The following is a 12,845-nucleotide window of genomic DNA, read 5'->3' on the forward strand; positions in this document are numbered from 1 at the left end:
ACGGCTTTCTGTTCATGGCGAGAGTGGGGCTTCTCCGCCACGCTTTCAACGCTCATCTGAATTGAAAGGGAAATTTTTGATGCAAAGTCTGGCAGAGATGCGGACAGAGCTTCGACAAGGCACGCTTGAAATCGATGGCATAACCATTGAAAGCGATATCGAGGTGAGCTTGGAGCCTCACACCGAATATATTGTCAACCTCGAATTTGAAGTTCGCCAAGGAACGGCTCCCACTGCAATGAGGCTTAGGACCTTTAGCGCTGAGTTCGTGCTCTTTGATAATGAGACAGAAAACAGCATTCGTCTTACCGATGGCGTTAGCAATAGCGCAGGCTTTCGTCTGCGAACCGGACAAAAGTCAGACTGGCTCAGTGTCTTTAACGAATACCTCCATAGTTACATGGAAGGAGTCGAACCTGGATACGAATGCATGACTGGTGATTCAGGAATTGTTATCACTGAGAGGGAAGGCGACACCATTCACTTTGCCTGCAACAACCGCAGTCCACGGGAGCAGCTAGCTTTTGAGGACGTCACCGGGACGCTGACACTTAGAAAAGTTGGTTCAGCGGAAGAGCATTCCATCGCTCCTGTAGAGGATGGATCGCCAATTCAACAATATTGCTTCATCGACAGCGGCGATGAAGCAATCGATGAAAAGAAGCTCGTTGATATTGCTACTGCGCTTTCGGGCAAGACCTCCCCGAGAAGCGAAGCGGTCACCACCTTAATTGACAGGCTTGAAGGGCTTAACTACACCATCATTTCTTCCGCAGGCAATGCTGTCACCATCGAAGTGGACATCTCGGATGAGGACACCACCGAATTCGCTATGGTCGATGAGGCTCGACTGTGGAATCTCAACCTAGTGAAGGTTAAAACTCGCACCTTGCTGAATCAGAGCACAAACCGGCCAGAAAGTTAGGCCACACCTGCCCGGAATAAAAATGTGAAGGACCGCGTGATTCGTCGTGTTGAAGAACGGGTTCTGGCGGAGAGCACGCAGGTGCAAGCCGCGGATCTGGCTGTGGCACTTAAATCGTCGGTTCGTGTGAGGAGTCGATGTCGTTTTCTGTAAATAGCGTCGGAAATTGGGGGGTTCGCGCTCTATTTACCGTGAGCGTCGTGCGGGCTGCCCGCGGCGATTCTTGTGTGGCGCATCGGGTCAAAGTGACACACACGGCGCTGGCCCCGCGGAGGCCTGCGTGCGCGTTTTAACGGTGCGCGGAGAGGTACTCCAGAATCGCCTTGACGCGGCGGTTGTCCTCGCTGGGGTCTAAGCGAAGCTTGGTGAAGATGTTGGAGACATGCTTGGCCACCGCGGCGGCGGATAAAACGAGCTCGGCGGCGATGTCCTTGTTGGACTTGCCGCGGGACATTAATTCGAGAACCTCGCGCTCGCGCGGGGTGAGCTCGCCCAAGCCGCTGCGTCCGGAGCTCATGAGAGCTTGAGCCACGGTGGGGTCGATGACGGTGCCGCCCTGGGCCACCACGTCCAGGCTGGCCAGGAAGTCGCGCACCTCGGAGACACGGTCCTTCAAAAGGTAGCCGGTGCCGGCCTCGGGGGAGTCGAAGAGCTCCACCGCATAGGCCGGGGCCACGTATTGGGAGAGCACCATGACAGGCAGGCCCGGGTAGGCGTTTCTCAAATTCACGGCGGCTTTCAAACCATCGTCGCCCATGCCCGGCGGCATGCGTACGTCCGTGATGACGATGTCTGGCAGGTCGTCGCGCAGTTTATCCACCACAGCCTCGAGCGAAGGGGCAGAGGAAGCCTGGTCCACTACAGAGTGCCCGCGGCGCTCCAACAGGCCGGCCAGGCCCTCGCGCAGAATGGCGGAGTCATCCGCTACCACAATCCTTAAGCTCATCTTTTACACTCCTGGCTGTCCGCGATCGAGAAGAAGGGGAATGGACCCGGCCACCCGGGTCGGGCCGCCAGGCGGTGAGGACAAAGACATTTCTCCGCCGAAGGCAGCAAGACGCTCGGCCATCCCCGCCAGGCCGCGCCCGGGGACGACCTGTGCGCCGCCGGGGCCCTCATCCACCACGGTGATGCGCAGCGAATCGTCCGAGGTCACCAGCACCGAAACCGGCGCGCCCGGCGCATGCTTGGTCGCATTCGTCAAAGCTTCCGTGCCGAAGAAATAGCCGCAGGCCAGCACGGAGGCGGAGAGCTCAGGCAGAGAATGCGGGGCAAAGACGCTGACGTGGGGGCCGTGGGAGGAGGCGGCGTCGGCAAGCGCGGCGACCAGGCCGTGATCCTGCAGCACCTGTGGGTGAATACCGTGCACCGTGGCGCGCAGGGAATTCAGGCCGCGGTCCACGTCCTGCTTTGCGGCGGTGAGGAGCTCGGTGAGGCCAGCGGGGGCGTCGAGAAGAGCCTCGCCCAACTTCATGCTCGCGGCCACGAGGTATTGCTGCGCGCCGTCGTGCAGGTCGCGCTCGATGCGGGCGCGCTCGACCTCGTAGGCGTCCGCGATGGCGCGGCGCGAGGCCGTGAGCTGCGCAATCTGCTGCGCCTGCTGCTGCTCGTGCGTGGTGGGTTGGGGCTTCTTTCGGAACACGGTTCACAGCATATCGGGTGTCCCGAACTACAGGGGTAGTGCTGGCACTACCTTAAAGAGCAACGCTAGGGCTGTTCTTTCTGCGGGCCCGGCACGGTGAAATGAGAGACATGGCACAGATACTTTCCCTGACAGACATCACCAAGGACTTCGGCGGCGGCCCGGTGCTCGCCGGAATTTCCCTCGACATTGAACCGGGCGAGCTCGTGGCTGTCATGGGGCCGTCTGGCTCCGGCAAGTCCACGCTGCTGCACTGCATGTCCGGCGTGCTCACCCCCACGCACGGTAGCGTGCGCTACGGGGACGAGGAGCTCTCCGCGCTTTCCGACACCCCCCGCTCCCGCACCCGCCTGCGCAACTTCGGCTTCGTCTTCCAGGATGGTCAGCTGCTGCCGGAGCTCAGCAACGTGGATAACGTGGCGCTGCCGGCCATGCTTAACGGTATGGGGCGGGGTGCGGCCCGCAGGCGCGCGATGGAGCTTCTTGATCAGCTGGGCCTGGGTGGCCTGGCGGACCGCCGCCCGGCGCAGGTCTCCGGTGGCCAGGCTCAGCGCGTGACCATTGCGCGTGCGCTAGTGGCGAACCCAGGCGTTGTCTTCGCCGACGAGCCGACCGGTGCGCTGGATCAGTCCACCGGCCACGAGGTCATGCAGATGCTCACCACCATCGTGCGCCAGGCCGGGGCGAGCCTGGTCATGGTCACGCACGACCCGAAGGTGGCCGATTGGATGCAGCGCCGCGTGGAGATTCGCGATGGCATCATTCACGACGACCGCCGCCTGGGGGTGATTCGATGAACACCGCCACCTTGGTCTATGACCTGCAGCGCGAATCCATTCGCGCGCGCTCGGGCACGGGCATCGTCTCTCTATTGGCGATTGTGAGCCTGACCATCGGTTCCGCCATCGCCTTTTTGGTTGCGGGCGGTACCTGGATGTTTTGGGAGCGCGCCCAGCACGTCGAGGACGCCGCGCCCGCCCTCAAGGAGGCCTTTGGCAACGAGATGGAGGCCTTCCTCTATCCCTGGTTCGCCCTGGCTCTCTTTTCCTGCGCGTTCATCCTTCCCGCGCTGTTTAACCTCACCTCCCAGGCCGCCGTCCTGGGTGCGTCCGGAAGGGAGCAGCGCCTAGCCACCCTGCGCCTGCTGGGCTTAAGCTCCCGCCAGGTGGAGCGCATGGCAATTGTGGAAACCGGCCTCCAGGCGGTGATCGGCATCGTGCTCGGCGGGTTGATTAGCCTACTCGTCGCACCGGTCTTTACCCAGCTGGACTTCCAAATGCGGCCCATTGACCTGACAGAGATTCTGCTGCCCTGGTGGGGATATATAGCCGTGGCCGGCGTGCTCTTCCTCCTGGCCATCGGCGCGGCACTGTACGGCATGCGCCGCGTGCGGGTGAGCCCGCTGGGCGTGGCCAAACGCCAGATGCCCGCGGCCTACCGCTGGTGGCGCGCCATCGTCTTCCTCATCATCGTGGCAGTCGGCGGCGTGTTCCTCACGGGCAAGGCGGGCCCGCCCACCGCGATGGTCATCGTGGTCATGTTTGGCATGCTGATGAGCATCAACCTCATCGCGCCTTTCATCCTGCAGTTGGGCGCGCACGTCTTCTCCCTCTTCCCCGGAACCGCGCACTTCGTGGCCTGCCAGCGCGTGGCGGGCAATGCCCGCCCGGCATGGCGGCGCAGCGCTGCCATCGGCTTCTTCGGCTACCTGGCCGGCTTCCTCGTTGCCGCGCCCCTGGGCTCCGATGCCTTGGCCTCGGTGCTCGAAGAAGATCCCGGAATGAACGTGGTGTTCAAGGACATCTCCACTGGCGTTGTACTAACCCTCGTTTTCGGCTTCACGTTGACCACCATGTCCATCATCCTGGGTCAGGTTTCCGGCATCTTCGAGGACAAGGAGCTCATCCGCTCTCTGGATTTGATGGGCGTGCCGCGCGGCTTCCAGTTCCGCTCCGGGGCGCTGACCGTCATGGGGCCGGTCGTGGCCTTGAGCTCCTTCGGTTTTCTCTTCGGCGGCGGAATTGCTTCGCTGATGTTCTTCTCCAACGTCGAGCAAAGCGACGTCGATGTGAGCGCTCGCCTGCTTATGGCCTTCGGCTTCCTGGCGGTGGGCTGGGTGGTCACGCTTCTTGCCATTGTCCTTGTTGAACCGTTGCGCGGCTACGTGCTGCGCACAGGAGGTCGAAAAGAATGAAAAAAGAATGAAAACTGTACTGAAAATTCTTGGCGGACTCTTCAGCGTTGCCTTTATCGCGGTGTTCGCCGCCGTGTACTTCCTCGGCCCCTCCTATGGCGGGGCGCTGCTGGGCTAGCCCTATTTTCTTTTCAACGCCAGCGAAAAACACATCAACACCGCGGTGGTGGATACCGCAGCGTATACCGGAATCTATGGCGAGAGTGAAGAATTTCAGCGCGCCCGCGAGGCTTTGAAAGAGGACCCGACCAACGCGGAGCTCCTCGATGCCGCCATCGACGCCGCCTCCTCCGCCGAAGCCATCCTCCTGACCTTCCGCGGCCTGGACAACGTGCGCACCTTCGGCGAGCCGACCGCCGGCTACGCCTCCGCCAACGTGGTGCTGGATTACCCGGACGGCCGCTCGCTCATGCTCACTACTGCCAAGGACAAGGCGTGCACAGGTGAGGAGTTCGTCGAGGACCCCATCGCTCCTGATGCTCCGGAATCTGAGCTCGACGGCTGGCTTGCCTCCCATTGTGGCTTCTAAGGCGCGGTTTTCGTCCACAGGTGCCTTTAACGTTCACGGCAAATAACGCCCCGAAACACGCTATTTTTCGCCACTATGTACCGTGAACGACAGTGATTAGTCGGAAAACGCGAAAGGTACGCTTCGGCGCGCGGTGGGAAACCTCTTCGGTCCCCACCGTCTGCGGAAACGTACCTTCACAGTGCCGCCGTTAACGTGCGGCAGAAGCGCTTACTTGAAGCGAGCCTTAGCCTCTTCGAGGATCTTCTCTGCCTCGGCCTTGTCGCCCCAGCCGGAGCCGGATACTTCCTTGTTCGGCTCCAAGTCCTTGTAGTGGACGAAGAAGTGCTCGATTTCGTCCTTGATGTGCTGCTCCACATCGTCGATGTCCTGGTAGCGCTCCCAGCGCGGGTCATCGATGACGGCGAGTAGCTTGTCGTCGCCGCCGGCCTCGTCGGTCATCTTGAAGACGCCGACGATGCGGGCCTCAACGACTACGCCCGGGAAGACCGGCTCCGGCAGGATGACCAGGGCGTCGAGCGGGTCGCCGTCCTCGCCCAGGGTGTGGTCGATGAAGCCGTAGTCAGCCGGGTAGGCCATCGGGGTGAACAGGTAACGGTCGAGGTAGACCTTGCCGGACTCGTGGTCAACCTCGTACTTGTTGCGGGAGCCCTTCGGGATTTCAATGGTTACTTCAACGCTCACAGCGATGTCCTCCATGGGGGATTGGGTATCAATTACTGCCCATAGTCTAGCGCGTTGCGGATTCGCGCTAGGGTTAAAGGCAATGAAAACAAAGCATGTTTGGTGGTCAGCGACCGCGCTCGTGGTAGCGGCAGCGGTCGGAGGTACGGCTGCGCTGGGCGTTACCCTCCAGCGCGAATACGGCGATCTCTCACACGGAGAAGCACAGGCGGTGCAGGCTCCTGAGGAGCCTTTGCGCACCGCCGAGCCGGGGGAAGCGGACCTGGATGCGCTAAGCGCGAAGCTGGACGAGCTCTCTAAGAATAAGGACCTTGCCACGTTCGGCGGCGAGGTAATTGATACCGAGACCGGGGACGTGGTGTGGCAGCGGGACGCGGATAAGCGGCTGACCCCGGCCTCGTCCACGAAGGTGCTCACTACCGCGGCGGCGACGTTGGCGCTGGATGAGAACGAGAAAATCACCACTAAGGTCTACCGCGGTGCGAATGAGAAGAACGTGGTCATCAAGGCTGCGGGTGATGTATGGATGACCCACGAGCAGCTCGATGATTTGGCCGAGCAGATTTCGAAGAACGTCGAGCAGGTCGATGGCGTCTACGTCGATACCTCAGTGTGGTCCGGCGAGGCGCAGGCCCCAGGCTGGGATCCAGAAAACGTGGACGGCGGCTTCGTCGCGCCGATGGAACCGGCCATGCTCTACGGTGGTCGCTTGGGCGCGACGACGGGGGACGTGCCGAGGAGTCATGAGCCGGCTTTGGACGTCGCTAAGCAGCTAGGCGATCGCCTCGGCGCGGGCAAGGTAGGCATGGGCTCTGTGGCGGAGAACGCGCAGGAGGTGGCGAGCGTGGATTCGCCGCCGTTAGCGGACCGCGCCCGAGAAATGGTGCGCCATTCCGATAACGTCATGGCCGAAGCCATTGCGCGTGAGCTGGCGATGTCCCGTGGCAAGGAAGCCAGCTTTGAAGGCGATACGCAGGCCACGCTCGAGGTGCTGCGGGAGCAAGGATTCGACGTCGAGGGTGTCGACATTAAGGACAATTCCGGGCTCTCGGTGGATAATCGGCTCACGGCCGGGCTGCTGACGCAACTTATTAATGGCGCGGTCAAGGATCCGCGCCTGCGCCCGCTGGTGTCCTACCTTCCGGTAGCCGGCGGCGATGGCACGCTGTACGAGCGCTACGGCGATTCCGCGGCCAAGGGTTACGTGCGAGCTAAGACCGGCACGCTGACTGGGGTCTCGGCCTTGGCCGGCACCGCGCAGGGTGATTCCGGGCGCGTATATGCCTTTGCCTTCCTGGTGAATGACGGCGATATTTTGGCCGCCCGCAAGGCCCAAGACGCGTTGGCTTCTGCTCTGCATGAGTTCTAATAAGCCCTTTTGGCCGCGGGTTTCGCCGCACTTTCTGGCGTGTCGGCGCGGCGTGCGCGCCGCTGGCCTTGACCACGCAGTGGCGGTGGGGCTGTCCGGAGGCGCGGATTCGCTGGCTCTCCTGGCGGCGCTGGTGGCGGAGGGGCACGAGGTGCTCGCGCTGTGCGTGGACCACGGGTTGCAGGACGGATCGCGGGCGCAGGCCGAGCGCGCGGCCGACCAGGCGCGAACGCTAGGCGCGCGGGCGCAGGTGCTTAGCGTTGAGGCGGACGCTGCGGCGGGGGCGGAGTCGATGGAGGCGGCCGCGCGGGCGGCGCGGTATCGGGCACTGGCCGCCGCGTGCGCGGACGAAGGATTAGAGGTTGCCGTGGCGCACACGGCCGATGACCAGGCGGAAACGCTGCTGCTGGGGGCGCTGCGCGGGCGAGTGACCGGCATGAGCGAGCGCAGCGAGGTGGAAGGCGCCCGCGTGGTGCGCCCACTATTAGGCGTGCGCCGCGCCGATACCGAGGGCACCTGCGCGGAATTGGGGCTTTCGGTGTGGCAGGATCCGCAGAATGCGGACACGAATTTCCGCCGCGTGGCGCTGCGCCGCGAGGTAATCCCGCAGCTGAGCCGCATCATTGGCGGGGATGCGGTGCCAGCGCTGGCGCAAGCGGCCACCGACGCCGCGCTTGACGACGCCGCCCTCTACACCCCACCCACCACGGACTGCGCGGAGCTGGCGGCAATGGCAGAACCGCGGCGTCGGCGAGCGATCGCGGCGTGGCTAGTCAGCGAAGGGGTAGAGGTGACGCGGAGGGGAGTGGGGGACGTCGCTAAGCTGTGTACCCACTGGCATGGGCAAGGGCCGGTGGCTGTGCGATCGGCGCGGCAGGTGGGGCAGAGGTTGGAAGTAGCCCGTATAGGTGGCAAACTGGCACTGTTGTCTGGTCATTAAAGGAGCCCACTCGTGCACGACAAGAAAGACTTCGCCGTTCCCGCAAACCGCTACGGTGACGATGTAGAAGCAATCCTCATTGGAGAAGAGGAACTGCAAAACCGCGTCCAAGAACTCGCGGATATGGTCTCTGAAAAGTATGCCGACGCTGAGCAAGACCTGCTTTTGGTCTGCGTGCTCAAGGGTGCGGCTTTCTTCCTTACGGACTTCGCGCGCAAGCTATCCATCCCTTCCGAGTTGGAGTTTATGGCCGTGTCCTCGTATGGCGCCTCCACTTCTTCTTCCGGTGTGGTGCGCATTTTGAAGGACCTGGACCGCGATATTGCGGGGCGCAACGTGCTCATCGTGGAAGACATCATCGATTCCGGCCTTACCCTGTCATGGCTTATCCGGAACCTGAAGGGGCGAAACCCAGCCTCGCTTGATGTGGTCACGCTGCTGCGCAAGCCGGAGGTAGTAAAGGCCGATATTGACCTTTTGGATGTGGGCTTTGATATCCCTAATGAATTCGTCATCGGCTACGGGCTAGATTATGCGGAACGCTACCGCGATCTGCCCTACGTGGGCACCCTTCACCCTGATGTCTACACCACCGACTAAAATCGCGCAGTAATGAAAAACAACAAGATTATTCGCTACGGCGGGATAGCGGCACTTATCCTTATCGCGCTGTACGCCTTTACCTTCTTTAGCAACGATGCCCGCGGCTACGTGCAAGCGGATACCTCCGTTGCACTGACCCAGCTTAAAGACAAAAACGTCGATGAGGTGGAAATTGATGACCGCGAGCAGCGCTTGCGCATCAAGCTCAAGGACGAAATCACGGTAGATGAGCGCGAAGGCGTGAAGGAGATTGTGGCCAAGTACCCGGCCCGCGCCTCCGAGCAGGTCTTTAACTCTGTTAAGGATTCTGGTGCCCAGAAGTACCAGACCAATGTCACGCAGGAATCCTTCCTCGGCTCCATGCTCAGCATGCTGCTGCCTATGCTCATCCTCTTCGGCGTGCTCTTCTGGCTCATGTCCCGCATGCAGCAGGGTGCAGGCGGCATGTTTGGCATCGGCGGTTCCAAGGCTAAGGAACTGACCAAGGATATGCCGACCAATACTTTTGAGGACGTGGCCGGCGCGGACGAGGCCGTAGACGAGTTGCAGGAAATCAAGGACTTCCTGGAAGACCCCACCCGCTACCACGATCTAGGCGCCAAGATCCCGCGCGGCGTGCTGCTCTACGGCCCTCCCGGCACCGGTAAAACCTTGCTTGCCCGCGCCGTGGCCGGCGAGGCCGGCGTACCGTTCTACTCCATCTCCGGCTCTGACTTTGTGGAGATGTTCGTTGGTGTGGGTGCCTCCCGCGTGCGCGACCTGTTCAAGCAGGCGAAGGAAAACAGCCCCTGCATTATCTTCGTTGATGAGATCGACGCCGTTGGCCGCCAGCGCGGTTCCGGCACCGGCGGCGGGCACGATGAGCGCGAGCAGACCCTCAACCAGCTCTTGGTAGAAATGGACGGCTTTGGTGACCGCGAGGGCGTTATCCTCATCGCCGCTACCAACCGCCCAGACATCCTCGATCCGGCGCTGCTGCGCCCAGGCCGCTTCGACCGCCAGATCCCGGTTACCAACCCCGACCTAGCCGGCCGCGAGCAGATCTTGCGCGTGCATGCGAAGAATAAGCCGCTGGCAGAAGAGGTCGACGTAGCGCAGCTAGCTAAGCGCACCGCCGGCATGTCCGGCGCGGACCTGGCCAATGTGCTCAACGAGGCCGCCCTGCTTACCGCTCGCATCGGCGGCAACGTCATTACTTATGACGCTTTGGAAGAGGCCACTGACCGCGTGGTGGGTGGCCCGCGCCGCCAAGGCAAGATCATCTCCGAGCACGAGAAGAAGGTCACTGCTTATCACGAGGGCGGGCATACCCTTTCCGCGTGGGCCCTTAAGGATATTGAGCGCGTCTACAAGGTCACCATCTTGGCCCGCGGTCGCACCGGCGGCCACGCCATGACTTCGCAGGAAGATGACAAGGGCATGTACACCCGCGATGAGCTTTTCTCCCGCCTGGTCTTTGCCATGGGCGGTCGCGCGGCCGAGGAACTGGTCTTCGGTGCGCCGACGACCGGTGCGTCCTCCGATATCGAAAACGCCACCAAGATCGCTCGTTCCATGCTCACCGAGTACGGTTTCTCGCCGGAGCTCGGCACCGTGAAGTACGGCAAGGAGCAGGGCGATCCCTTTAGCCAGATGGGTGGCGGCGGCTCCATCGAGTACTCCGATGAGGTTGCTTCCAAGATCGATGAGCAGATGCGCTACTTGCTCGAGCGCGCGCACGAGCAGGCCTATGACATCCTGCGCAATAACCGCTACTACCTGGATAAGCTGGCAGAGGCCTTGCTGGAGAAGGAAACCCTGCGCCGCCCCGACCTGGAGCGAATCTTCGATGGCATCGAGCCACGCGAAGCCTTCGACGTTTTCCCAGGCGAGGATGATCGCTTCCCCCGCCAGATTGGTTATGCGCCGGTCAAGACCCCGGTCGAGCTGGCTAAGGAGCGCGGCGAGGAGCTGCCTAAGCGCATGACGCTTCTCGATGCCTCCCGGGCCGCCCGTGAGCGCCGCCTCGCCGGTGAAGAACCGAAGGGTGAAGTGGGCTTCAACTTTGGCCAGCACGCTGGCGATTACGTCGATCCGGACACCGCCCGCGAGTTGGGAAGCACCCCAACAAACCAGGGCAAGGAGTCCACAGACACCAAACGAGCTGGCGCACAGCCTGATCGGCCGGCTCAGCCTTCCGAACCCGCTGAGCGTCCGACGGCACGCCCTGCCGCACGCCCCGCTACGGGCGGCGGTAAGCATCACAAGCCGGATGCCGGCGCGGATGCTGAGGCTGAGACCAGCCAGTGGTTTAGCCCTGGCTGGGACGAGAAGGATCGCCGCAAGAATCCCTATGCGCGCGAGGACGACAAGCAAGAAGATAACTAATGCCTGATAATCACATTCCCGCCCGTGCCCCCTTCGACCAGGACCGGGCGGAGGCGGCGGTACGCGAGTTGCTCCTTGCGGTGGGGGAGGACCCCGACCGCGAGGGTTTGCGCGAAACCCCGGCCCGCGTAGCCCGCGCCTACCGCGAGGTCTTTGCCGGTCTGCACGAAGACCCAACCGAGGTCCTGCACAAGACCTTCGCCGAGGACCACCAAGAACTGGTCCTGGTGCGCGATATCCCTATCTATTCCACCTGCGAGCACCACTTAGTGCCGTTCTACGGCGTGGCGCACATTGGTTATATCCCAGGTAAAGACGGCCACGTCACCGGCTTGAGCAAACTCGCCCGCCTAGCGGATATGTACGCCAAGCGCCCCCAGGTCCAAGAGCGCCTGACCCAGCAGGTCGCGGATGCCCTGGTGGAGGTCCTTGGCGCGCAGTCCGTCATCGTGGTCATCGAGTGCGAGCATTTGTGCATGGCCATGCGCGGCATCCGCAAGCCCGGTGCGACGACAACCACCTCCGCGGTGCGCGGAGGCTTCAAAAATAATGCCGCCTCTCGTGCAGAGGTACTCAGCCTGATTCGTAGCTAAATTCGGTTCACCATTAAAAGCCTTAAGGAGCACGCCATGCAGCAGGCAACCTCGGTTTCGGATCTCACCAGGAGCAATCGCACTCTAGTGATGGGCATCGTCAACGTTACGGAGGATTCCTTTTCCGATGGCGGCCGGTGGTTGGACTTTGATGCCGCCATTAATCACGCCCGCGAGCTCGTGGCACAGGGTGCTGACATGATTGACGTCGGCGGCGAATCCACCCGCCCGGGCGCGGTCCGCGTGGAGGCGGACGTCGAGGAGCGCCGCGTGGTGCCCGTCATTCAGGCCTTGAGCAAGCTCGGCATCCGCACCTCCGTGGATACGATGCGCGCCTCGGTGGCACGTGCGGCGACAGCGGCCGGAGTGGACATGATTAATGATGTCTCTGGTGGCCTGGCGGATCCTGAGATGTATCGCGCGATGGCCGAGGCCGGCGTGCCCGTGTGCCTCATGCACTGGCGTACGCTGCAGGAGGGCGCATTCGGCTCCGCGGCCGGCAGCGCGGATCACGGCGGCGATGTGGTGCGCGATGTGCGAGAAACCCTAGAACGCCTGGCGAATAACGCGCTAGACGCCGGCGTGCGCCGCGATAATATCGTGCTCGATCCGGGCTTGGGCTTTGCCAAAACCCCGCAGGATAATTGGGCGTTGCTCAAGGCCCTGCCGGAGTTCCTCGGCGGCGAATTCCCCCTCCTGGTAGGAGCATCCCGTAAACGCTTCCTGGCCGCCATTCGGGAGGATCGCGGCGTGGAGTCCAGCCCGCTGCTGGCCGATCCCGCTACCGCGGCCGTAACCGCCATTTCCGCCCAGATGGGGGCGTGGGGTGTGCGCGTGCATGAGGTTGCCGTCTCCCGCGACGCCGTGGATGTGGCGGCCGCTTGGAACGCCGGCAATGACTACACAGGCGGGGTCAACGCCAGCGGCAGCTATAGCAATGGCGCTGATAGCAATGGAATTATGAAGTCCACGGCTCTATCACGTAAACCTGAGGAGTAA

Annotated in this window: 13 protein-coding genes; 10 read left to right on the forward strand and 3 right to left on the reverse strand. The window is 62.3% G+C overall.

Going from position 1 to position 12,845, the window contains the following annotated elements:
* Positions 1–76 precede the first annotated feature (76 nt).
* A complete protein-coding gene (locus WMQ00_RS06085) occupies positions 77–925 on the forward strand; it encodes a hypothetical protein (protein WP_156905932.1) in 849 nt (282 codons plus the stop codon).
* Between the two features lie 289 nt (positions 926–1,214).
* On the opposite strand, the gene WMQ00_RS06090 is transcribed toward WMQ00_RS06085, so the two are convergent.
* Both WMQ00_RS06090 and WMQ00_RS06095 read right to left on the reverse strand, forming a co-directional pair.
* Positions 1,215–1,871: a LuxR C-terminal-related transcriptional regulator gene (locus WMQ00_RS06090; RefSeq protein ID WP_023019944.1), complete on the reverse strand. Its 657-nt coding sequence runs from the start codon at positions 1,869–1,871 to the stop codon at positions 1,215–1,217.
* A gap of 3 nt (positions 1,872–1,874) precedes the next feature.
* Entirely contained in the window at positions 1,875–2,567 is a 693-nt protein-coding gene (locus tag WMQ00_RS06095) for a sensor histidine kinase (protein WP_023019943.1), read from the reverse strand.
* A gap of 110 nt (positions 2,568–2,677) precedes the next feature.
* Between WMQ00_RS06095 and WMQ00_RS06100 the strand changes: the two genes are divergently transcribed.
* The 3 genes from WMQ00_RS06100 (at position 2,678) to WMQ00_RS06110 (ending at position 5,290) form a co-directional block, all read left to right on the forward strand.
* Positions 2,678–3,364 (forward strand): ABC transporter ATP-binding protein, encoded by a 687-nt coding sequence (locus WMQ00_RS06100; protein ID WP_023019942.1) that lies wholly within the window; start codon positions 2,678–2,680, stop codon positions 3,362–3,364.
* The gene (locus WMQ00_RS06105) at positions 3,361–4,761 is read left to right on the forward strand and encodes an FtsX-like permease family protein (RefSeq protein ID WP_023019941.1); all 1,401 of its coding nucleotides are present in this window, start codon (positions 3,361–3,363) and stop codon (positions 4,759–4,761) included. Before WMQ00_RS06100 ends, WMQ00_RS06105 begins: the two co-directional genes overlap by 4 nt.
* Positions 4,762–4,927: 166 nt before the next feature.
* On the forward strand, positions 4,928–5,290 hold the full coding sequence (locus WMQ00_RS06110; protein WP_316349282.1) for a S41 family peptidase: 363 nt from the start codon (positions 4,928–4,930) through the stop codon (positions 5,288–5,290).
* Positions 5,291–5,500: 210 nt separating this feature from the next.
* On the opposite strand, the gene WMQ00_RS06115 is transcribed toward WMQ00_RS06110, so the two are convergent.
* Positions 5,501–5,989: an inorganic diphosphatase gene (locus tag WMQ00_RS06115; RefSeq protein WP_282438290.1), complete on the reverse strand. Its 489-nt coding sequence runs from the start codon at positions 5,987–5,989 to the stop codon at positions 5,501–5,503.
* Positions 5,990–6,056: 67 nt separating this feature from the next.
* Here WMQ00_RS06115 and dacB point away from each other — a divergent pair, with 67 nt between their 5' ends.
* The 6 genes from dacB to folP are packed head-to-tail and all read left to right on the forward strand — an operon-like array spanning position 6,057 to position 12,845.
* Positions 6,057–7,343: a D-alanyl-D-alanine carboxypeptidase/D-alanyl-D-alanine endopeptidase gene (gene dacB, locus WMQ00_RS06120; protein WP_340440278.1), complete on the forward strand. Its 1,287-nt coding sequence runs from the start codon at positions 6,057–6,059 to the stop codon at positions 7,341–7,343.
* Positions 7,333–8,283, forward strand: coding sequence for a tRNA lysidine(34) synthetase TilS (gene tilS / locus WMQ00_RS06125; RefSeq protein WP_340440773.1), 951 nt, complete (start codon positions 7,333–7,335; stop codon positions 8,281–8,283). Before dacB ends, tilS begins: the two co-directional genes overlap by 11 nt.
* Before the next feature lie 12 nt (positions 8,284–8,295).
* Positions 8,296–8,883, forward strand: a complete 588-nt coding sequence (gene hpt, locus WMQ00_RS06130; protein ID WP_023019936.1) for a hypoxanthine phosphoribosyltransferase — start codon at positions 8,296–8,298, stop codon at positions 8,881–8,883.
* A gap of 12 nt (positions 8,884–8,895) precedes the next feature.
* A complete protein-coding gene (ftsH, locus tag WMQ00_RS06135; protein ID WP_200288623.1) occupies positions 8,896–11,253 on the forward strand; it encodes an ATP-dependent zinc metalloprotease FtsH in 2,358 nt (785 codons plus the stop codon).
* Positions 11,253–11,846, forward strand: a complete 594-nt coding sequence (gene folE / locus WMQ00_RS06140; protein WP_023019934.1) for a GTP cyclohydrolase I FolE — start codon at positions 11,253–11,255, stop codon at positions 11,844–11,846. Before ftsH ends, folE begins: the two co-directional genes overlap by 1 nt.
* A 36-nt stretch (positions 11,847–11,882) precedes the next feature.
* Entirely contained in the window at positions 11,883–12,845 is a 963-nt protein-coding gene (gene folP / locus WMQ00_RS06145) for a dihydropteroate synthase (protein ID WP_340440774.1), read from the forward strand.

The organism is Corynebacterium sp. KPL2825, assembly GCF_037908445.1.
In the GTDB taxonomy this organism is placed as follows: Bacteria; Actinomycetota; Actinomycetes; order Mycobacteriales; family Mycobacteriaceae; genus Corynebacterium; species Corynebacterium kefirresidentii.